Origin of the sequence: Marinomonas sp. 5E14-1 (assembly GCF_039939215.1) — a bacterium.
In the GTDB taxonomy this organism is placed as follows: Bacteria; Pseudomonadota; Gammaproteobacteria; order Pseudomonadales; family Marinomonadaceae; genus Marinomonas.
Window position 1 is genome coordinate 38,871 of the sequence record NZ_JBDXMW010000004.1, and the last position, 20,726, is coordinate 59,596.

At 40.7% G+C, this 20,726-nt stretch carries 27 protein-coding genes; 15 read left to right on the plus strand and 12 right to left on the minus strand.

Translation table 11 applies throughout. The annotated features are described in order from the left end of the window. Nucleotides 1–72: 72 nt before the first annotated feature. The 9 genes from yjgA to ABFY09_RS04520 form a co-directional block, all read right to left on the minus strand. On the minus strand, nt 73–606 hold the full coding sequence (yjgA, locus tag ABFY09_RS04480; RefSeq protein ID WP_347983100.1) for a ribosome biogenesis factor YjgA: 534 nt from the start codon (nt 604–606) through the stop codon (nt 73–75). 6 nt (nt 607–612) lie between these two features. Continuing rightward, nucleotides 613–1,968 carry a magnesium transporter gene (gene mgtE, locus ABFY09_RS04485; RefSeq protein WP_347983101.1) on the minus strand — a complete coding sequence of 452 codons (1,356 nt, stop codon included), beginning with the start codon at nt 1,966–1,968 and terminating at the stop codon, nt 613–615. Between the two features lie 8 nt (nt 1,969–1,976). Then, nucleotides 1,977–2,246 (minus strand): HPr family phosphocarrier protein, encoded by a 270-nt coding sequence (locus tag ABFY09_RS04490; protein WP_347983102.1) that lies wholly within the window; start codon nt 2,244–2,246, stop codon nt 1,977–1,979. Between the two features lie 9 nt (nt 2,247–2,255). After that, on the minus strand, nt 2,256–2,705 hold the full coding sequence (gene ptsN / locus ABFY09_RS04495) for a PTS IIA-like nitrogen regulatory protein PtsN (RefSeq protein ID WP_347983103.1): 450 nt from the start codon (nt 2,703–2,705) through the stop codon (nt 2,256–2,258). Nucleotides 2,706–2,722: 17 nt separating this feature from the next. After that, a complete protein-coding gene (locus tag ABFY09_RS04500; RefSeq protein WP_347983104.1) occupies nt 2,723–4,195 on the minus strand; it encodes an RNA polymerase factor sigma-54 in 1,473 nt (490 codons plus the stop codon). A 75-nt stretch (nt 4,196–4,270) separates the two neighbouring features. Beyond that, the gene (lptB, locus tag ABFY09_RS04505; RefSeq protein ID WP_347983105.1) at nt 4,271–4,996 is read right to left on the minus strand and encodes an LPS export ABC transporter ATP-binding protein; all 726 of its coding nucleotides are present in this window, start codon (nt 4,994–4,996) and stop codon (nt 4,271–4,273) included. After that, nucleotides 4,997–5,506, minus strand: a complete 510-nt coding sequence (lptA, locus tag ABFY09_RS04510) for a lipopolysaccharide transport periplasmic protein LptA (RefSeq protein ID WP_347983106.1) — start codon at nt 5,504–5,506, stop codon at nt 4,997–4,999. After that, the gene (gene lptC, locus ABFY09_RS04515) at nt 5,490–6,068 is read right to left on the minus strand and encodes an LPS export ABC transporter periplasmic protein LptC (RefSeq protein WP_347983107.1); all 579 of its coding nucleotides are present in this window, start codon (nt 6,066–6,068) and stop codon (nt 5,490–5,492) included. The genes lptA and lptC overlap by 17 nt, the downstream gene beginning before the upstream one ends. Then, nucleotides 6,068–7,048, minus strand: a complete 981-nt coding sequence (locus ABFY09_RS04520; protein WP_347983108.1) for a calcium/sodium antiporter — start codon at nt 7,046–7,048, stop codon at nt 6,068–6,070. The genes lptC and ABFY09_RS04520 overlap by 1 nt, the downstream gene beginning before the upstream one ends. A 144-nt stretch (nt 7,049–7,192) precedes the next feature. Here ABFY09_RS04520 and ABFY09_RS04525 point away from each other — a divergent pair, with 144 nt between their 5' ends. From ABFY09_RS04525 to ABFY09_RS04565, 9 genes are all read left to right on the plus strand, one after another. Then, entirely contained in the window at nt 7,193–7,993 is an 801-nt protein-coding gene (locus ABFY09_RS04525) for an ATP-binding cassette domain-containing protein (RefSeq protein ID WP_347983109.1), read from the plus strand. Further along, the gene (gene mlaE, locus ABFY09_RS04530) at nt 7,990–8,772 is read left to right on the plus strand and encodes a lipid asymmetry maintenance ABC transporter permease subunit MlaE (RefSeq protein WP_347983110.1); all 783 of its coding nucleotides are present in this window, start codon (nt 7,990–7,992) and stop codon (nt 8,770–8,772) included. The genes ABFY09_RS04525 and mlaE overlap by 4 nt, the downstream gene beginning before the upstream one ends. Nucleotide 8,773: 1 nt before the next feature. After that, nucleotides 8,774–9,238 carry an outer membrane lipid asymmetry maintenance protein MlaD gene (gene mlaD / locus ABFY09_RS04535; RefSeq protein WP_347983111.1) on the plus strand — a complete coding sequence of 155 codons (465 nt, stop codon included), beginning with the start codon at nt 8,774–8,776 and terminating at the stop codon, nt 9,236–9,238. Between the two features lie 3 nt (nt 9,239–9,241). Next, entirely contained in the window at nt 9,242–9,856 is a 615-nt protein-coding gene (locus ABFY09_RS04540; protein WP_347983112.1) for an ABC transporter substrate-binding protein, read from the plus strand. 215 nt (nt 9,857–10,071) lie between these two features. After that, complete coding sequence (locus ABFY09_RS04545; RefSeq protein WP_347983113.1) at nt 10,072–10,308, plus strand: BolA/IbaG family iron-sulfur metabolism protein; 237 nt, start codon at nt 10,072–10,074, stop codon at nt 10,306–10,308. A 26-nt stretch (nt 10,309–10,334) separates the two neighbouring features. Next, the gene (murA, locus tag ABFY09_RS04550; protein WP_347983114.1) at nt 10,335–11,597 is read left to right on the plus strand and encodes a UDP-N-acetylglucosamine 1-carboxyvinyltransferase; all 1,263 of its coding nucleotides are present in this window, start codon (nt 10,335–10,337) and stop codon (nt 11,595–11,597) included. Between the two features lies 1 nt (nt 11,598). Continuing rightward, nucleotides 11,599–12,243, plus strand: coding sequence for an ATP phosphoribosyltransferase (gene hisG / locus ABFY09_RS04555; RefSeq protein WP_347983115.1), 645 nt, complete (start codon nt 11,599–11,601; stop codon nt 12,241–12,243). Further along, a complete protein-coding gene (hisD, locus tag ABFY09_RS04560; protein ID WP_347983116.1) occupies nt 12,244–13,554 on the plus strand; it encodes a histidinol dehydrogenase in 1,311 nt (436 codons plus the stop codon). 2 nt (nt 13,555–13,556) lie between these two features. Next, on the plus strand, nt 13,557–14,105 hold the full coding sequence (locus ABFY09_RS04565; protein ID WP_347983117.1) for a polyketide cyclase: 549 nt from the start codon (nt 13,557–13,559) through the stop codon (nt 14,103–14,105). On the opposite strand, the gene ABFY09_RS04570 is transcribed toward ABFY09_RS04565, so the two are convergent. Further along, nucleotides 14,102–15,145: a trypsin-like peptidase domain-containing protein gene (locus ABFY09_RS04570; protein WP_347983118.1), complete on the minus strand. Its 1,044-nt coding sequence runs from the start codon at nt 15,143–15,145 to the stop codon at nt 14,102–14,104. The two genes, ABFY09_RS04565 and ABFY09_RS04570, sit on opposite strands and share 4 nt — an antisense overlap. Nucleotides 15,146–15,163: 18 nt before the next feature. Here ABFY09_RS04570 and ABFY09_RS04575 point away from each other — a divergent pair, with 18 nt between their 5' ends. Continuing rightward, nucleotides 15,164–15,925: a Nif3-like dinuclear metal center hexameric protein gene (locus ABFY09_RS04575; protein WP_347983119.1), complete on the plus strand. Its 762-nt coding sequence runs from the start codon at nt 15,164–15,166 to the stop codon at nt 15,923–15,925. Nucleotides 15,926–16,000: 75 nt separating this feature from the next. Here ABFY09_RS04575 and ABFY09_RS04580 read toward each other — a convergent pair whose 3' ends face one another. Next, nucleotides 16,001–16,456: a DUF1043 domain-containing protein gene (locus ABFY09_RS04580; protein WP_347983120.1), complete on the minus strand. Its 456-nt coding sequence runs from the start codon at nt 16,454–16,456 to the stop codon at nt 16,001–16,003. Nucleotides 16,457–16,586: 130 nt separating this feature from the next. Between ABFY09_RS04580 and zapE the strand changes: the two genes are divergently transcribed. The 5 genes from zapE (at nt 16,587) to ABFY09_RS04605 (ending at nt 20,063) form a co-directional block, all read left to right on the plus strand. Continuing rightward, a complete protein-coding gene (zapE, locus tag ABFY09_RS04585; protein ID WP_347983121.1) occupies nt 16,587–17,687 on the plus strand; it encodes a cell division protein ZapE in 1,101 nt (366 codons plus the stop codon). A gap of 150 nt (nt 17,688–17,837) precedes the next feature. Further along, nucleotides 17,838–18,266 carry a 50S ribosomal protein L13 gene (rplM, locus tag ABFY09_RS04590; RefSeq protein WP_317003614.1) on the plus strand — a complete coding sequence of 143 codons (429 nt, stop codon included), beginning with the start codon at nt 17,838–17,840 and terminating at the stop codon, nt 18,264–18,266. A 14-nt stretch (nt 18,267–18,280) separates the two neighbouring features. Next, entirely contained in the window at nt 18,281–18,673 is a 393-nt protein-coding gene (gene rpsI, locus ABFY09_RS04595) for a 30S ribosomal protein S9 (RefSeq protein ID WP_317003616.1), read from the plus strand. Nucleotides 18,674–18,971: 298 nt separating this feature from the next. Beyond that, on the plus strand, nt 18,972–19,604 hold the full coding sequence (locus ABFY09_RS04600) for a glutathione S-transferase N-terminal domain-containing protein (protein ID WP_347983122.1): 633 nt from the start codon (nt 18,972–18,974) through the stop codon (nt 19,602–19,604). Nucleotides 19,605–19,685: 81 nt separating this feature from the next. Continuing rightward, nucleotides 19,686–20,063, plus strand: a complete 378-nt coding sequence (locus ABFY09_RS04605) for a ClpXP protease specificity-enhancing factor (RefSeq protein ID WP_347983123.1) — start codon at nt 19,686–19,688, stop codon at nt 20,061–20,063. A gap of 69 nt (nt 20,064–20,132) precedes the next feature. Here ABFY09_RS04605 and ABFY09_RS04610 read toward each other — a convergent pair whose 3' ends face one another. Then, the gene (locus ABFY09_RS04610) at nt 20,133–20,726 is read right to left on the minus strand and encodes an SIS domain-containing protein (RefSeq protein ID WP_347983124.1); all 594 of its coding nucleotides are present in this window, start codon (nt 20,724–20,726) and stop codon (nt 20,133–20,135) included.

Below are 20,726 nucleotides of genomic sequence, written 5' to 3' on the forward strand. Positions count from 1 at the left end.
GCTTTTTATCTCACATAAAAAGCTCTAGCTATTTGTGTAGCTAGAGCTTTTTTATCACTTATTTTTGAGGTATTACTTAAGGCCTAAGCGTTTTTCTTCTGCTTCACGTAAAAAGCGAAACAGTTTTTTACGATTGGTTGTGTTGCTTCCTTGTGACACTTCTTTCTGAGATAGGCGAATAAGCTGTCTAAGTAGCTGTATATCTTCCATATTTGGGTTTTCGTCTAAGTATTGAGACAAAACCTCTTTGCTATTTTCACCGATTAAAGCGTCTCTTTTGGCTTCTAGTTGATGGAAAAGCTTATTGTATGCGGCTGATGTGGAGTCAAATAAAGCCACCCGCTGAGCAATCGTTTCATGATCTTCCGTACGCATGATTTTGCCTATGTACTGCAAGTGTCTTCGTGATGCTTCATGGTGTTTGATTCTTTCGGCTTCTGCAATGGCATCGCGTAATGTATCAGACATTTCAACTTTTTTAAGTTGGTTTTTACTTAACTTAAGTAGCTTTTTGCCAAGATCTTGCAAAGCTTCCATTTCTCGCTTGATCTGGGTTTTGCTTTTAGGGATTTCGTCTTCATTTTCAAATTGATCAAAGTCTGTCATGGGAACCTATATTAAAAAGATGGTAGCAAGGCCAAGGAAGGAAAGAAATCCAACAACATCTGTTACTGTTGTGAGGATTACGCTTCCAGCAAGAGCTGGGTCTATACCGACTTTCTTCAATAAAATCGGTAAAAGTGTGCCTGTCATTGCGGCAAATAAAAGATTAATGATGATCGCGCCAGCAATGATATAGGCAATCTTCATATTGTCAAACCAAAGTGCGGTGAGAACGGCAATAATGGTTGCCCACAGAAGCCCATTAATGAGGCCAACAATGAGTTCTCTGTTTAACAGCCAGCGAGTATTGGTAGTGCCTATTTGGTCGAGCGCGATACCGCGTATTACTAATGTGAGAACTTGAGAGCCTGCGATACCGCCCATACTAGCGACAATAGGCATGAGAATGGCGAGAGCAACAACTTGGTCTAGCGTGTCCTGAAATAACCCAATGACATAAGATGCAATAAACGCCGTCACCAAGTTGACTCCTAGCCATACGGCGCGGCGCCTTGTTGTTCTCATAATGGGGGCGAAAGTATCTTCGTCGTCATCGAGACCAGCCATGCTTAGCATTGAATGCTCTGCTTCGTCTCGAATGACATCCACCACGTCATCGATCGTGATTCGACCTAGAAGCTTTTTGCTTTTTCCATCAATAACAGGGGCAGAAACAAGGTCCATTTTTTCGAATAACTGTGCGACTTCGCTGGCAGGTGTTTCAGCCTCAATGACGGTGTATTCTGTTTCCATGATATCTCGAACGATATCGCTGGTGTCTGACACTAATAACTTTGTGAGAGGGAGAGTGCCTAATAAGCGATCAGATCGACTAACAACCAGCAGGTTGTCTGTCATATCAGGGAGAATGTCGTGCCTTCTAAGGTAGCGAAATACAATATCAATCGTTATGTTTGGACGTATTGTTATTGTGTCTGTGTTCATTAAGCCACCGGCAGAATCTTCCGAGTAGCTTAATAGGGCTTCAACACGCACCCTGTCTTGCGTTGTCATGGACGCAAGAACTTCTTTTACAATAGTTTCTGGTAAATGCTGTAATAAATCGGCTAAGTCATCACTTTCAAAACTTTCCGATAACTCTATCAATCGCTCAGTATTCATGTTTTTCATGAATTGAGCGCCAATATCTTCACTTAGATATTGTAGCACTTCGCCTTGGTTTTCTGAGTCAATCAGCTCCCATAAAAGCTTTCGTTCTTTAGGTGGGGAGGATTCCAATAATCGAGCAACGTCCTGTGCAGGTAGTGCACCGTTAAGTAAATAACGGATTTGCATGGTGGCACCGGACTCAAGAGACTCGGTGACTGTCTGCAGGTGGTTAGTTAGAGTTGCTTTCTCTGACATATAAAGTGTTACTCATCTTCACCAAAGCGATTGTTGATCAATTCTATTATGGCTTTTAGGGCGTTTTTTTCGTCATCTCCATTGGTTTTGATATGAATTTCGGTGCCCTTTCCTGCAGCGAGCATCATCATTGCCATAATGCTTTTTCCGTCGACGTTACGACCTTCTTTTTCGATGGTAATATCACAGGAGAAGCGAGAAGTTGTTTCAACAAGTTTTCCTGCAGCTCTAGCATGCAAGCCAAGTTTGTTGATGATAGTAATAGACTTTTCTTGCATGCGTGCTTCCTATATTAACGAATCAAATATATTAAATAGCTCTTCGTTTGTTTGAGCGGTTCTTAATTTATCTAAAGATTGTGGCGATTGTGCTAATTCTGCAATCTGCGCCAATGTCGATAAATGAGAGTCACACTCGTGAGGTGGAACGATGAGGGCGAAGATCAAATCTACAGCTCTTTTATCAATCGCATCAAAGTCAATCGGTTTTTGTAATGACATCACAACGATTGCCGTATGATTGGCGGATTCCAAACGACAGTGAGGAATGGCTATACCATTTCCTATTCCAGTACTGCCAAGTTTTTCTCGGCCTAATAAAGCGTCATAAACCGCTTCGTTATCGCAATGTAGTTTGTTAGATGCGACTTCCGCTAAGTTCTCAAGAACGCGTTTTTTGCTGACAATCTCTTGTTTTGCAAAGACAAGTTCCGCTTTCAATAATGATTTTAATGGCATGATAAAGTAGTGTCCGTTTAGATCAATCGCTTGCGTTCATTGGATGGCGGTATGTTCATCGCCTCGCGGTATTTTGCAACAGTACGGCGGGCAACTTGTATGCCTTGGTCAGCCAAAATAGTCGCTAATTTATTGTCGCTTAAAGGTTTTTTAGCTGGCTCATCTGTTACTAGCTTTTTAATCATGGCTCGTATTGCTGTAGAAGAGCATTCTCCGCCAGATGCTGTGTTGACATGGCTGGAGAAGAAATATTTAAGTTCAAAAATACCTTTTGGTGTGTGTATGTATTTTTGAGTCGTCACCCTAGATATTGTTGATTCGTGCATGCCGACTTCTTCGGCTACATCGTGAAGTACCATGGGCTTCATGGCTTCTTCACCTAATTCAAAGAAGTCAATTTGACGGCTTACAATACAGCTGGCAACTTTTAATAGGGTTTCATTTCGGCTTTGTAAACTTTTCATGAACCACTTGGCTTCTTGTAATGACGTCTTGATATAGCTCGCGTCTTCGGGCGTTGACGCTGTGCTAGCCATAGCAGAATAGGTTTCGTTTATTTTGACAGGCGGTAAAGCGTCATTGTTTAGCTCTACTTGCCAGCTGCCATTGCGTTTTTTGACAGAGACATCAGGAATGACATAGTCCGTATCATCTGCATCAATAACAGAGCCGGGACGAGGATTAAGTTGTTGTATTAAGCAAACTACTTCTTTAAGAGCTTCGTCTTTTAGCTTTGTTTTTCTGCTTAATTGCGCAAAGTCACGACTGCCAAGAAGCGGCAAATAATTGTCAATCAGGTTATGCGTGCTTTTGTATAAAGGGTGGTTTTGAAATGCTTCTAGCTGAACTAATAGGCAATCTCGTAGATCGGTAGAGCAAACACCAATAGGGTCAAAACGCTGCAGTCTATGTTGGACTGCCATAACTTCTTCTATTTCAAGTTCTTCTAGTTCGGTCGAAAGGGACTCGCAGATATCGTTTGGTGTAATACTTAGGTAACCATCTGGTTGTACGCATTCAATAATTGCGTATGCAATCTCAATGTCTCGATCAGACATGTGAGTTAAATTTAATTGCCAGATTAAATGATCTTGTATGCTTTCTGCAGGCGCATTACGGCTTTCGAAGTCGCTGTCACCTTCATAGTTATTGTTGTCGCTGATCGCTGCAGAACTTTGGTAGGTGTCATCCCAGTTACTATCTATTGAGAGCTCTTCAGGAATGCTTTCTGTCCATTCTGATTCAACACGAGCTTCTTCACTTGTATTGATATCAGGTGTTTCTGCTGTGCTTTTGGATTCGATGCTAGCTGGTGCTTCTACTTGTCCTTGTTCGTCGTCGTCAAGTTCAAGAAGAGGGTTGGATTCAAGAAATTCATGAATTTCTTGTTTAAGATCCAGCGTAGAAAGCTGCAGCAAACGTATCGCTTGCTGCAGCTGGGGTGTCATGGTCAGCTGTTGACCGAGTTTTAACTGTAAAGACTGCTTCATGGAGCAACTCTTTTTATTTGAGTGAATTGGAACGAGTTATGCATACTACTCCCTTTCTGCAGTAATGATAAGGGGTTACAGGCGGAAGTCATCACCTAAATAGACTTTTTTCACCTGTTCATTGTTAATAACTGTACTAGCATCACCAGAAGCAATGATATATCCATTGCCCACAATATAAGCTTTATCACAGATGTCTAAGGTTTCTCTGACATTGTGGTCTGTAATCAGAACACCAATGCCGCTTTCTTGTAGGTGTTTGATGATAAGTTTGATATCACCGACAGAAATGGGGTCAACGCCAGCAAAAGGCTCGTCTAAGAGAACGAATTTTGGGTTCATTGCTAGTGCCCGCGCAATTTCTACACGGCGCCTCTCACCACCAGATAGGGCCATGCCTAAATTTTTTCTGATATGAGTAATATGAAACTCTTCTAATAAGTCTTCAAGTCTGGATTTCTTCTGAGCTTTTGTGAGTTCTTTACGTGTTTCTAAAATCGCTAGAATATTGTCTTCAACAGACATTTTTCTAAAAATAGAGGCTTCTTGTGGTAAGTAGCCGATACCTTTTTGTGCTCTGGTATGCATCGCGTTACTGGTGATATCTTTACTGTCGATGAATATGCCGCCTGCATCATTAGTAACCATCCCAACTATCATGTAAAAGCATGTGGTTTTGCCTGCACCGTTAGGACCAAGCAAACCAACAGCTTGCCCAGACTCAACTGAGATGGAAACATCCTTTACTACTTGTCGTTTTTTGTAGCTCTTTGCTAGGTTTTTAGCTTCTAGAAGGGCCATTTAATTTGTTTCCTCAGCTAATGGAGATTGAAGCGTCATCGATACTCTGCCTGTGCCTTTTTTTTCTGCACTAAAGGCTCCATCATCAATAGTGTAAAGGATGTAGTCGGCGGATATAGAGTTGTTTAGCTTGCTTAACTGTCCATTACCTATAATTTCTAGTTTGGATTGAGTGATAGAGTAATGGATTTTATTTCCTTTGCTGGTAACAGTGTTGCCAGTCAAATTGATTTGTTGGCTGAATTTTGCTGGTTCCCCCAAGGCTTCTAAACGATTGAATTTTTTTGTCTTTACATCGGTCACAACTTTTAAATATTGTGCCTGTATTTCAATAGAGCCTTGCTTGATGAAGACATTGCCTTTGTAAATGGCTTCCCCAGTGTTTTGGTTAAAAGAGACTTCATCAGCTTGAACTTCTATAGGTTTATTTATGTCATCTGGTAAGGCATAAGTGTATTGACTTAATAAAGCTGAAATTAGCAAGGCGCAAATGTTAATCAAGTGTTTCATATGTTCCTCTTACAGATCCTGTCATGATAACTTCTTCTGAATTTATATAGGTCGTAATTTTGTCAGCGGAAGTTTCTCCTTGTGTGGAGACTAGTATCGGACTTCCTTGGCTTGTTAATGATTGATCTTTATCTAAGTAATGTATGCTGTCTGCGCTCAATTTTATGTCTTCAGATTGAAGATATGTTTTAACGGCTTCAGCATTATCTGTGAGTAGAATATCATCACTTCCATCATGAATGATGCCTTTATTCGCTTTTGCACTCCAGGTTCCTGACTCTGATTTGCGTGCAACGCTCGGAGAATCAAGGAGTGTTTTCGAGTCATCAACATAGTGCAGTGTTTGCTTAGCTTTGAGGGTTTCAATCAACTCCCCGTTTTGATTGAACTCTTTGATGGTTACCTGAGTGATAAAATAGTCAGGGGAGCTGCTTAAAGAATCTGTTGGTATTAGGTTCTTTTGAGGAGAAGTTCCGTGCCATAAAAAAACTGCTACACTCGCAATTAATATGGTAGCGAGCAATAATATTCTAGGCGTAGTGGTACTTTCAAATTTAAACATTAGATCGAACTGCCTGAACTAATTATAAATAGATAAACACAATAAGACCCAAGAAGCGGTAATCCAACCCAGCGCGGAATGCTGCTGTTTTTCGATTTCTTGAAAATATAAATAGCGAACGCAAGGGCGATTGTTAAAGCCAATACCCAAGGGTAATCTCGATTAGTTACGTTGGCATCAATAATGCCTGGTGCAATTAATGCAGGTAAAGGTAATACCGTTGCCAAATTGAAAATATTGGAACCTAAAATATTGCCGATGGCGATGTCATGGTGACCTTTTCTTACGCTGCTTACTGAGGCAGCTAACTCTGGCAAACTGGTGCCAATAGCGACAATAGATAACCCTATGATGAGCTCACTGACGCCAAGTGCTGTTGCTATGTTAATTGCTCCCCATACCAAGAGTTTAGAACTGCCAATTAAAACAGCTAAACCAATTAAGGCAATGATTAGGGATTTAACAACTGGTGATCCATCGTCTTCTGGGAGTTCGTCTTTTAATTCGCTTTCGAGGTCTTTGCTGCCCTTTAACAAGATACTCAAAATTATTATGAAGGCTAAGATCAGAAGGATGCCATCTAATACGCTCAAAGCTTGATCGTAAAGTAAGTAACCAGCAAGGAAGGTGATAGCCAGAACGAGTGGTACTTCTTTGGTTGTTAGGCCCTTTGCGATAGGAACAGAAGAAAAGAGTAAAGTGATTCCGAAAACCAGAGCGATATTGGCGATGTTAGAGCCAATTACATTTCCAACTGCAATTTCTGGAGCTTGATCAAATGCGGCAATTGCAGAAACAACCATCTCAGGCGCGGAAGTGCCAAGTGCAACCAATGTGATACCTATTACCATTGGGCTTACGTTAAGTTTTTCGGCGACTAACGCTGAGTGCTCGATGAATTTATCGGAGCTCATGACTAAAAGAATTAAACCTGCGATAAGCGCAATGGAAGATAGCAACATGATGTGGAAAGTACTCATAAATTCAGGGAGTACCATTTAATGAGGTTTGTGATTGAAATTCAAGACTTGACCTGACAAACAAATTGAATTTGATTTGCTTTGATTTTATTTATAGAAGGGCGGTGGTAGTATCTGAGGATATTTTGTAGGGATAAAAAATGTATGTCAGCGCTTGATGCTTATATAGATGTTAAAAATCTCAGCTTCTTCCGAGGCGGCCGTGTTATTTATGAAAATATCTCACTTACCATCCCGAAAGGGAAGATTACAGCGGTAATGGGGCCGAGTGGAACAGGCAAAACAACCTTGCTGCGATTAATTGCAGCTCAATTAGAGCCCTATAGCGGCTCTATTTTGATCAATGGCGAAAATGTTCATTCTTTATCTAGAACAGATCTTTATAAAGTTCGCAAGAAAATGGGGATGCTTTTTCAAAGTGGTGCACTGTTTAGCGATATGTCAGTAGCAGAGAATGTTGCTTTTCCTATGGAAGAGCATACTTTACTTTCAAAGTCAGAAATTCAACGTATTGTAGCTGATAAGTTGCACAGTGTTGGTTTGAGAGGGGCGGCTAATTTAATGCCTTCTGAGTTGTCTGGCGGTATGGCTAGGCGAGTTGCTCTAGCTCGAGCAATTGCGTTAGACCCTGAATTGGTTATGTACGATGAGCCTTTTACAGGTCAAGATCCGATATCAAAAGGAGTGTTGGTGAAGCTCATACGTCAACTGAACGATACAGCCAATATTACTTCTGTTCTTGTTTCTCATGATGTTGAAGAGTCGCTTTCCATTGCTGACCATGTGTGTATTTTGGCAGGAGGACGAGTTATTGCTGAAGGATCGGCTGAAGAAATACGAGCCTCTGAAGATCCAGAGGTTAAACAGTTCTTGAATGGTGAGCCTGATGGCCCTGTGCCTTTCCATTATCCTGAAGATGCGCTAGCTAATGAGGTTGTATTATGAAAACAGTGACTTCTTTAGGGGCGTGGTTTCTTAGTTGGCTCGAAGCAGTTGGAAGAGCTGGTATTTTCTTGGCTCAAAGTGTTTTCAGATTGCCTGTGCGTTTCAATGAATCAGTTAACCTCTTAATAAAACAGTTATATTCTGTTGGGGTTTTGTCTCTTGTTATTGTTGTTGTGTCTGGTGCTTTTATCGGTATGGTATTGGCGCTTCAAGGTTACAGTATTTTAGCAAAGTTTGGCTCTGAAGAGGCAGTTGGTCAGTTATTAGCATTGGCTTTGTTACGAGAGTTGGCGCCTGTTGTGACGGCTTTGTTGTTCGCAGGGAGAGCTGGTTCTTCGTTAACGGCTGAAATCGGGTTGATGAAAGCAACCGAGCAACTTTCCAGTTTTGAGATGATGGGGGTTGATCCGCTACGAAGGGTAATTGCTCCAAGATTTATTGCCGGTGTGATTTGTTTGCCTTTATTGAGTTTGATTTTTTCTGCAACGGGCATCATTGGGGGGTTGGTTGTTTCTGTTGGTTGGCTAGGTGTTCATGATGGCGCTTTTTGGTCGCTGATGCAGCAATCTGTTTATTTTGATACAGATATCATAAATGGTTTTATTAAGGCCTTGTGTTTCTCGGTCGCTGTGACTTGGATTGCGGTGTATCAAGGTTACGAGTGTGTACCCACATCAGAAGGTATTGGTAAGGCAACCACTCGAACGGTTGTGTTAGGTTCATTGGCTATTTTGGCGCTGGACTTTGTGTTAACGGCTGCCATGTTTGGAGATTTTTAGGATGAGAAGTAAGCGCACTGAATTATTTGTTGGTTGTTTTATTGTTTTAGGTATTTTGGCCTTTGTGTATTTGGCTGTACAAGTGAGTGGTCTTGCTTTTTCAGGTAAAAAAGACACGTACCAAGTAGTGGCTAGATTTGATGATATTGGCGGTTTGACGAGTCGGGCGAAAGTTACCATTGCAGGTGTGGAAGTAGGGAATGTTGAGTCCATAGCTTTTGATAAAGAGCTGTATATGGGGCTGGTAACAATGAATATTGATTCAAATGTAGCCAATATTCCAGAAGATAGCTCTATTGCGATTTTAACGAGCGGGCTTCTTGGGGAAAAATATTTAGGCATTACTATCGGCGCAGAGGATGAGAGCTTAGTTGATGGTAGTGAAATATACGATACGCAGTCTGCGCTTGTGTTAGAAACTTTGATTAGTCAGTTTTTGTTTAAGTCTGACGATTCTGAGGATTAATAAATGAATAAAATATTGTCGAGTGTTGTGTTATTCGTAACCATGTTTACTTCTAGTTTGTCTTGGTCTAACGAGGCGGCAAGAGAGGCGGTGGTTGGAATTGTCGAATCTTTTCGTACCGATATAGTGGCTGACAAAGAGATTCTGTCTAAAGATCCTGTTTTGTTGGAAAGTCGAGTTGATAATATTCTCAACAAAATTGTAGATTTTGATGACTTCTCAAAAAAAATTATGGGTAAGTATTACCGCAGAGCAACACCAGAACAACGAACACGCTTTGTAACGGTAACGAAAGATACATTACTAAAAACCTACGGTTCTTCCTTATTAGAACTTGATCCAGACAATATTAAAGTCTTGCCTCTTGGGCCTCAGGGGAAAGGTAAGGAAACGAGGGTGGATGTTGATTTCCAAATGGAAGCTGGTGGCTTGTTGAATATCACTTTTTATATGAAGCAATCTGAAGAAGGTGATTGGATGTTAAGTAATATCATCATTAATAACATTAATTTTGGACTTACCTTCCGTAAACAATTTTCAGTTATGATGCAGCAAAACAAAAACGACATAGAGTTAGCGATAACAGCTTGGCAGAAGTCTTTAGCTAGAGCATCTTAAGCTACTTGTCATACATTTTTGCTCTTCTTTGAAATCCGAATCTAGTAAATAGGTTTGGATTTTTTGTTTTTTATACAGTTGTTTTGTCAGTCTTGAATAAAATATTGGAAAACATAGGTTTTTTCTTCAGAGTTGCTCGCAGAGGTGTTAAGTAGTTGGCATTACTAGGGTAGAATATAGGTAATTATGAATATTTTATTTTTATTGGAGCTGCTGTGAACGCAAATGAAGTGAAAATGCTTTTAGAGTCTTCTATCTCTAATTGTGAAGTTGTCGCTGAAGGCGAAGGTTGTAACTTTCAGGTAGAGGTTGTAACAAGTGAATTTGAAGGTTTGTCTACAGTTAAGAGACAACAGCTTGTTTATTCACATCTTCAAGGTGCCATTTCAAGTGGTGCAATTCATGCTGTGACCATGAAAACCTACACTCCAGAACAAAAAGAATCGCTGTAATAGCGTAGATAAGAGATTAAAAATATATGGATAAGCTTCTAATTACTGGTGGCGCTCAACTTAATGGTGTTGTTCGTGCCTCCGGCGCTAAAAACGCAGCATTGCCTATATTGGCTGCCACATTATTGACAAAAGATTTAATCACAATAAAAAACCTTCCCCATCTACATGACATTACTACCATGCTTGAACTTTTGGGTTCTATGGGGTGTGGTGTAGTTGTAGATGAAAAAATGAGCGTGCAGCTAGATGTTTCAACGTTGAATAACTGCGAAGCGCCGTATGAGCTCGTTAAAACTATGCGAGCTTCTATTTTGGTATTAGGGCCTTTGGTTAGTCACTTTGGTCGAGCGGTTGTTTCTCTTCCAGGTGGTTGTGCTATTGGTAGTCGACCAGTTGATTTGCACTTGCGCGGACTAGAAGCGATGGGGGCCAAGATTAATGTCGACAGCGGCGATATCGTTGCTACTGTAGATGGCCGTTTAAAAGGTGCTCGTATCTTTTTTGATAAAGTAACTGTGACGGGGACTGAAAACCTATTAATGGCTGCGACTTTAGCTGATGGTCAAACCATTTTAGAAAACGCTGCGCGTGAACCAGAAGTGGTTGACCTGGCAGAGTGTTTGATCTCAATGGGGGCAAAAATCACGGGCCATGGAACAGATACTATTGTGATTGATGGTGTTGATGCTTTGCATGGAACAAATTACCCAGTTATGCCTGATCGTATTGAGACTGGTACATTCTTGGTTGCAGCAGCGATTACGGGGGGCAAGGTTAAGGTTATCGATACTGATGTTAAGTCACTTGAAGCGGTGCTAGCAAAATTAGAAGAAGCTGGTGCGAAAGTGGCGTGTGGCGAAGACTGGATTGAAGTTGATATGGATGGTCGTCGCCCAACTGCTGTCAATATTAGTACCGCACCATACCCTGCATTCCCGACAGACATGCAGGCGCAATTCGTCGCACTAAACTCTGTGTCGACAGGAGTCGGTCGAGTTATTGAAAATATTTTCGAAAATCGATTTATGCATGTTGATGAAATGCTTCGTATGGGAGCAGACATAGAAGTTACAGGTAATACAGCGATTATCCGTGGGCGAGAATCTTTGAAAGGTGCGCCTGTTATGGCGACAGACCTTAGAGCATCGGCAAGCTTAGTATTATCTGCCTTGGTTGCCGAGGGCGATACAAAAATCGACCGTATTTATCATATAGATCGTGGCTATGAATGCATTGAAGAAAAATTTGGCTCATTAGGTGCGAAAATTTCACGGGTTTTAAATTAAGATGAATAAAACATTAACGATTGCGCTATCAAAAGGTCGCATTCTTGGTGAGACTTTACCGCTATTAGAAAAAGCGAATATAGTGCCAGCCGAAGATATTAGTAAAAGCCGTAAACTTATTTTCGATACCAATCATGACCATATTAAGCTCGTTGTATTGCGAGCGACAGATGTTCCAACGTATGTAGAGCATGGTGTTGCAGATTTTGGTGTGGCGGGTAAAGATGTTTTGATTGAAGCGTCAACCAAAAATTTGTACGAAGTGCTGGACTTGAAAATATCCAAATGTCGATTGATGACGGCGGGTGTTGTGGGGCAAGCATTGCCAAATAGACGCTTAAAAGTTGCTTCTAAGTTTTCAAAAACAGCTAAAGCTTATTTTGCTGAGCAGGGTGTTCAAGCCGATGTTATAAAGCTTTATGGTGCAATGGAATTGGCTCCTATTATGGGGTTGGCTGACCTGATTGTAGACATAGTTGATACGGGGAACACATTAAAAGCGAATGGTCTTGAAGCTCGAGAATTAATTGCTCCTATTAGTACGCGTTTGGTTGTTAATAAAGCAGCTTATAAAACGAAATATTCTGAGATCGAGCCAATTTTAGAAATGATACGATCTGCCGTAGAAAATAATGAGGGTAAATAATTGAATCTGAATATTCGAGAATTTTCATCTAGCACTGATAGTTTTCGTAAAGAATTGGATGCTTTACTTGCTTGGGATTCGGTTTCGGATGACTCTGTACAAAGTTCTGTTGCTAACATTGTTGAGCAAGTGCGAAAAAAAGGTGATGAGGCAGTCATTGAATTCACAAACCGCTTCGACCGTAGAAATGTGGCGGCAGCATCAGATCTAGAAATATCAAGAGATGAGATGGCGGAGGCGAAGAATCGTGTTAGTAAAAAAATGGTAGAAAGCTTAGAAGCGGCTGCCAAGCGAGTTTTTGATTATCACGAGCGTCAGAAACAGCCATCTTGGCAATATCAGGAAGATAACGGTACGGTATTAGGTCAAAAAGTGACACCTCTTGATCGCGTTGGTGTTTATGTGCCAGGTGGAAAGGCGGCGTACCCATCATCTGTGTTAATGAATGTTATGCCAGCAAAAGTAGCTGGCGTAAGTGAGATCATCATGGTGGTTCCTACTCCTGATGGTTTTGTTAATGATATTGTTTTAGCTGCGGCTTATATCGCTGGTGCGGACCGAGTGTTCACTATTGGTGGTGCTCAAGCGGTTGCGGCATTGGCTTATGGAACGGAAAGTATTCCTAAAGTTGATAAGATTGTAGGCCCTGGTAATATCTTTGTGGCTACTGCTAAGAAGATGGTTTTTGGTGTGGTCGGAATTGATATGATTGCTGGCCCTTCTGAAATTTTGGTGGTTTGTGATGGGAAAACCGATCCTGATTGGATTGCTATGGATTTATTCTCACAAGCTGAGCATGATGAAGATGCTCAATCTATTTTGATTTCTCCAGATGCTGACTTTATTCGCACTGTGAAATCTTCGATGGAGCGTTTGATAGAGACTCAAAGTCGTAAAGATATTATTAAGGCTTCGTTAGAAGGTCGTGGTGCTTTGGTTCATGTTCGTGATATGGATGAAGCAATGGAAATTGCGAATGTTGTGGCGGCGGAGCACTTAGAATTATCTGTTGATGAGCCAGAGAAATGGGCTGAGAAAATTCGTCATGCTGGTGCTATCTTCATGGGTAGGCATACACCAGAAGCATTAGGAGACTATTGCGCAGGCCCTAATCATGTTCTTCCAACTTCTGGTACAGCAAGGTTTTCTTCGCCATTAGGTGTGTATGATTTCCAAAAGCGCAGCTCTCTCATTAATTGTTCCCCTTTAGGTGCAAGCGAGTTGGCAAAAATTGCCTCTCCTTTGGCTCGCGGTGAGTCTTTAGAAGCGCATGCTATGTCTGCCGAGTATCGAATTATAAAAGGTAACTAATTTTGAGGTCTAATTCTCACCCTGCCGTGTTGTATCAATTGAGAATAGTGACACGTATTTTAGCGTTAATTATTCTTCTATTGGTTTTAGTGGGCTTTTTATTGCCAACCGAGTATCGAGTTGAGAGGAGTGTTTCTATTAATGCTCCTCTTGATGTCGTTAGTGAGAATATGCTTTCAGGGCAGAATCTGAGTCAATGGATTCATGTTCAGGGTGGTCGAGTTGAGTCGTTTGATGGCGTTCTTCAGAATGATGATTCGATTCGTTTACTCTACGATGAGTCAGATGAAATCGGCGAGCTAACTTTGCTGGAGCATACTGGTAATATAATTCGTTTTGATGTGCGTCCTAAGCTATCAACTGGGCTTGTGCACAATAGGATAACACTGGAAGAACATGCTTTAGTGACTGAGGTTAAATGGATCATTGAAGGGGACTTAAGTGTCGGGTTGTTGAGCCCTTATCTTGCTTTTTTTGCAAATGATATTGCAGGCCAGAACTTTGAAGTTAGCTTGTTTAATCTGAAACAACAGATTGAATCTCAAAATTAATGATTAACTCTCTGCATAGTGGGTTGTTTTTCAAGTAAGATTTTTGCTTGATAAGATTGTTGGCCGCGGATTCCTAAAACTGAAATATGAGTGCCTGGTTTTAATGAAGTGATAAGTCGCTTTATTTGAAATGGGTCTTCACTTAGAGTGTTGTTGATACTTAAAATGATATCTCCAATTTCTATTCCTGCTTTATCCGCAGGGCTTTTCTTTGTTATATCGCTTACCAGTAATCCACTGTCTGATGCTAATGATAGATTGTTGGCCAGCAAAGGTGTGATTTTTTCAGCTTCCATTCCTAAATAACCACGAACCACTTCACCGTATTTAATGATATCTGCCATGACGGTAATGGCGTCGTTGACAGGTGTTGCAAAGCCTATACCTTGTGATCCCCCCGTACTTGAATAGATGGCAGAACTAATGCCAATAAGTTCGCCGTTGAGATTAACTAGTGCGCCGCCTGAGTTTCCAGGGTTAATAGCTGCGTCGGTTTGTAAAAAATTTTCATAAGTATTAAGGCCTATGCTATTTCTGCCTTTAGCGCTAATAATCCCAGATGTGACGGTTTGTCCGATTCCAAACGGGTTGCCTATTGCAAGGATTCTGTCGCCAACAGAGACTTTATCGCTGTTGCCCATTTTAATGTTCGGAAGGTTGGGTAAATCAATTTTTAATATTGCCAAATCAGTTGATGGATCGGATCCAATTAGAGTAGCTTCGCTACGTCTGCCGTCATTTAGCGCGATAATAATACTGTTAGCATTTTGAATGACATGGTGGTTTGTCAATATGAAACCGCTTTTGGTGACTAAAACGCCAGAACCTAAATTAATGCTGTGTTTTGAAGTGCTGTTGAGATTACTTTGTTGTATCTGGGAGTAAATATTGACTACGGAGGGAGTCGCTTTTTGTACAGAAGAAGCGTAACTAAATTGAGTGTTCTTCTGCTTCTCTTGAATTAGGAGTGTCGCTAGGCCTATACAAGCACCTGCAAGTATAGAGATAATGATGGGTGTCCAATAGTTTTTTTGAAGCATAAAATTTAAGAGGTTGTTTTGCTGCGCAATGAATTTGAATTAATACTTAACCAGGCATTGAGTCCAGATCGCTTTAAAGATTATGCGCCCAATGGTTTGCAGGTGGAAGGAAAAAAAGAAATAAAGCGTGTTGTGACTGGAGTCACTGCAAGTCAGGCGCTGATAGATGCTGCAGTGAAATATGGTGCAGATGCTATTTTTGTGCATCACGGCTATTTTTGGAAGGGTGAGTCGCCTTTAATTGTGGGAATGAAATATAAACGTATCGCTACTTTAATCAAGAATGATATTAATTTATATGGTTATCATTTGCCGCTTGATGCACATCCCTCGCTTGGAAATAACGCTGGTTTGGCTGATGCTATAGGGCTTTCTAACCGTGTAGGTCTTCAGTCTGGGGTTCCAATTGAAGAGGCAATCGGGGTGGTGGGTGAGTTAAATGAGCCGATGTCGGTTGACTCATTTCAGCAATTGATAGAATCAGTAGTGAATAGACAGGTTCTCTTTGAGAATGTGGGTAATCGAGAAATTCAGCGTGTTGCGCTTTGTACTGGAGGAGCACAGGGTTATATCGATCAGGCGATTTTGGCCAATGCTGACGTGTTCATCACGGGAGAGGTTTCAGAGCAAACGATTCATGTGGCGAGAGAAATGGGGATTCATTTTATTGCTGCTGGGCATCATGCAACAGAGCGTTTCGGTGCTCAATCTATTGCTGAATTTTTATCAGAAAAATATGATTTGGATGCTGTATTTATTGATATCGACAGTCCAGCTTGAATTTGCTTTGCCAAGTAAAAAATGGACGCCCAATTTATTAAGCGTCCACTTTTAAATGGATTGGTCTAGTGTTGGTTATATATCACGTTTAGGCTCGTAATCAGTGTCTTTATCATTTAGTCCGAATTCTTCGCTTAACATGCCAAGCTCTTTATCTTCCTTGAGTGCGTAATCTCTAGGTGGTGCAACGACTTCTGTGGCTTCTGATGATACTGCTTCGTTGCTTTCAATGCTGTTTTTAGAATCTATTGCTATGTTGCTAATTTGCTTTGCGTTTTCAGTGAGGGTGTTTCGTAAGCTGGCCATATGTTTTTCAATAAGGTGTAATTTTTCGCTGCTATCCATAAACAAGTTATCAATGATGACTTGTTTACTTTCAAGGTCTTGTTGCAGAGATCGAGTCGTCACAAGGTCTGAGTTTGATGCTTTCTTAGTGCTTTTTGCGGTCAAGTTTTTGATTGCGAAAGTGATGGCGCTGCCAAGGATGATGCCAGTAATAAATATGATGATGTTGAATTCTTCTAAGTTCATGTTTTTCTCCAAAAAAGCATTTGTATCATTATATCTGAAATCATACCTACGATAACAGTATGATAGGTGTTGTTTAAGTGACAATTTGCTAGAATAACTATAATTATTTTATCTTTACGAAAGAGTGACAATGACTCCAATTACACGTTATAAGCAAGATTTAACACGGGAAGATTTTAATTACGATCCAGCTCAAGAGGAGGCGGTTGAAGCACTTCAGAATTTGTTTGATCGTTTAGTGGCTAATCAGTCAAATCAAACCTCAGGCGGTTTCCTTAGTAAATTTCGTAAGAAGAAAGCACCGACAATTGAGCAAGGCTTGTATTTTTGGGGGGGGGTGGGTCGAGGAAAGACTTATCTGATGGATACTTTCTTTGATTGTTTGCCAACAGAGAAAAAAATGCGTCTCCATTTTCATCGTTTTATGCAGATGGTTCATCAAGAGTTGCGTAAATTGAACGATGTGAAAAATCCGCTTGAAATCGTTGGTAAGGAGATTTCATCCAAAGCTCAGGTTCTGTGTTTTGACGAGTTTTTTGTCACTGATATTACTGATGCTATGATTTTGGCGGGTTTATTGGAGGTTTTGTTTGAGAATGGAACGACTCTTGTTGCTACTTCTAATATAGAGCCGGATGGATTGTATAAAAATGGCTTACAGCGAGCTCGCTTCCTACCTGCGATTGATTTAGTTAATAAATACACTAAAGTTATGAATGTGGATGGTGGGGTTGATTATAGGCTTAGGACATTAAAACAGGCCAAGCTATATCACTTTCCTCTTAATATGGAGGCTGACGAAGCTTTAAATGAGCGTTTTATGAGCCTTATTTCTGATGCTTCTCATATTGTAGAAGGTGGCTCTGCTGAAATAGAAGGGCGCGAAATACCTCTTATTCGAAGTTGTGAAGGTCTGGCCTGGTTTGATATTAAAGCTTTGTGCGATGGTCCAAGAAGTCAGGTTGATTATATAGAAATTGCTAGACTCTATTCGACGGTTATCATTTCCAACCTGCCGCAAATGGATGCGCCTCGTGATGACTTGGCGAGACGATTTATTAACTTGGTTGATGAGTTTTATGATCGACATGTTAAGGTGATTTTCTCTGCTGAAGTGGCTATACCTGACATTTACAAAGGCACACGATTAGCGTTTGAATATGATCGTACTGTTAGTCGATTGTTGGAGATGCAATCTGAAGAATATTTATCATTAGAGCATCGGCCATAAATGGATTTTGCCCTTTATCTTTCTTGTAATTTACAGTATAATTCGCTCGCCTTTTTGAAGGTAAGTGTACGTTTATCGAATTTATTTTTGATAAACCAATAATAATAGGTATAGCGTGTCATTGAGCACGCGTATTGATAGGGTTTTTTGATGAAAACTTTTACAGCTAAACCTGCTGAAGTTCGCCGCGACTGGTTCGTGGTTGATGCTGAAGGCAAAACTCTAGGTCGCTTGGCTACTGAAATTGCTCGCCGTTTACGTGGTAAGCATAAAGCGGAATATACTCCTCATGTTGATACAGGCGATTACATCGTTGTTGTTAACGCTGAGAAAATTCACGTTTCTGGTAATAAAGCAGCTGCGAAACAATACTACCGCCACACTGGTTATCCAGGCGGCTTACGTTCTATGAATTTCGAGAAGTTGATTGATCATGCTCCTGAGCGTGTTCTTGAAATCGCCGTTAAAGGTATGTTGCCAAAAGGCCCTTTGGGCCGTGCAATGCACAAGAAAATGAAAGTGTACGCTGGTACTGAGCATCCACATGCTGCTCAACAGCCTCAAGAACTTAACATTTAATACGGAAGATCATTATGTCAGCTACTCAATACTACGGTACAGGTCGTCGTAAAACGTCTACCGCTCGTGTTTTCCTTAAAGCCGGTTCTGGTAACCTAGTTATCAATAACCGTACTCTTTCTCAGTACTTTGGTCGTAAAACGGCTCAAATGGTTGTTCGTCAGCCACTTGAATTAGTTGATGCTACTGAAAAATTTGACGTTTATATCACTGTTAAAGGTGGTGGTATCTCTGGTCAAGCTGGTGCGATCCGTCACGGTATCACACGTGCATTGATGCAATATGATGAGACTCTACGTCGTACTCTACGTTCTGCAGGCTTCGTAACACGAGATTCTCGTGAAGTTGAACGTAAGAAAGTTGGTCTACGCAAAGCACGTCGTCGTCCTCAGTTCTCTAAGCGTTAATATTTGCTTTAGAACAAATCTTAAAACGCTTGGTGTGCTCACCAAGCGTTTTTTTTGGTTGAAACAAAAAACAAATTTCTATTTGTTTCAGCAAGGTAATTTCTAAGAAAAAATATCTTAAAAGATGTTAGAATATCTCCCGTTAGAGTTCATGGTTCTCTAAGGGGATTTTGTTACTATTGCATTTTGCCATGAAAGATTTAATCACGTGATGAGATTCTGAAGTGTCGTTGTCTTGTCATATTATTGTTTGTCCTCTAATTAGAGGATGTGGAAGTTTTCAAAATAGGGGTTAGACATGGGTGTTATTGCAAAGCGCTCCTCAATGACGTTCTTTTCTGATGGAGAAGATCATTACAGCCATAGAGTTCGAATTGTATTGGCTGAAAAAGCTGTCACAGTGGACATCATAGATGTAGACCCGTTCAACAAGCCTGATGAATTAGCTGATGTTAATCCATACAATGAATTGCCTGCATTAGTTGATCGCGATCTGGTTCTTTATGAGCCGAACGTTATGATGGAATATTTGGATGAGCGTTTTCCTCATCCACCATTATTGCCTGTATATCCTGTTGCTCGTGCTGAAAGTCGTTTGTTTATGTACCGTATTCAGAGAGATTGGGCGAGACTAGCAGATCTAATTCTTTCTAGTAAAGACAAAGAAGTAGTTGCTCAGGCGCAAAAAGAGCTACGTGAAGGTCTCATCAGTGTTTCTCCTATTTTTGAAGAGAAGCCTTATTTTATGAGCGATGAGTTTACTATCGTTGATTGCTGTTTAGCGCCAGTATTATGGCGTTTGCCTGTGTTGGGTGTTGAAATCCCACAAGAGCAAGCAAAAGCTTTATATAAATATATGGATCTTGTCTTCTCTCGTGAGTCTTTCCAAGAAAGCCTTTCTGAAGCTGAGCAAGAAATGCGTCTAGACTAGTTTTAAACCGAATTGGTTTTTAAATAGTGATAAAAAAGGAGCTTATGCTCCTTTTTTTACAAATATTGAATCGGAGTGAATATGTTACCTAAACGATCTTATTTACTAAATGCTGCTTATGAGTGGGTGGCCGATAATAATATGACACCGTATCTTTTAGTAGATGCTGAGCAAGATGGGGTTGTTATTCCAACTGAATTCGTGAAAGACGGAAGAATTGTTCTAAATATCAGTATGTCTGCGGTGCGTCATTTAATTATGGATAAAGAGGCTGTATCTTTTGAAGCTCGCTTTAGTGGTAAGCCAATGCAAGTTTATGTACCCATTCGAGCTGCATTAGCAGTTTATTCAAAAGAGAATGGAGATGGTTTTGTCTTCCCTGATGAAGAGTTTTTAGATGATCCGACCCCAACACCTCCAGAGCCGAAAAAGGGCTTTCAATTAAAAGTTGTTAAATAAATTCTATAAAAAAGCCACTTCAAAAAGTGGCTTTTTTATTTCAAATAACAGCTAACGGGTTTAGCTATTTCATTCATCGTAACCGAATAGTTGGCGTTCAAGTAGGTCGACCAAGGTATGAATAACGGTTAACTGGCATTCATGCACCCTTGCTGTACCAAGTAGGTTTATTTTTATCTCTGTATCGTCTTGAGATGTAAGAGAGGAAACATTTTTAGCCTCAGGGCTCGTTAGAGCGACAATATTCATTTTTCGTTCATGGCCAGCTTGAATAGCTTGGATAATCGGAGATGTGTTTCCTCGATTGGCAATGACAAATAATATATCTCCCGGATTGCCAATAGCGGTAATCTGTTTGGAGAAAACGTCGTGATAGCTATCATTGTGTGTTACCGATAACAAGGCAGCGCCATCACCACTTAAATTGAAAGCCGGTAAACCGGGGCGCTCTCTGTCCATTCTATCAAGCAATAAAGTGCTGAAATATTGAGCTAAATGTGAACCGGTGCTGTTGCCGATACAAACAACTTTTCCGCCTGAGGCAATGCTAGCAAACATAACTTTTGCAGCGTGCTCAATGTAAGGAGGTAGGCTCTCCAGAGCTTGTTGTTGAGCCTCGAAGCTCTGGGCAAATTGAGTGTAAATTGCTTCTTGAAAATCCAT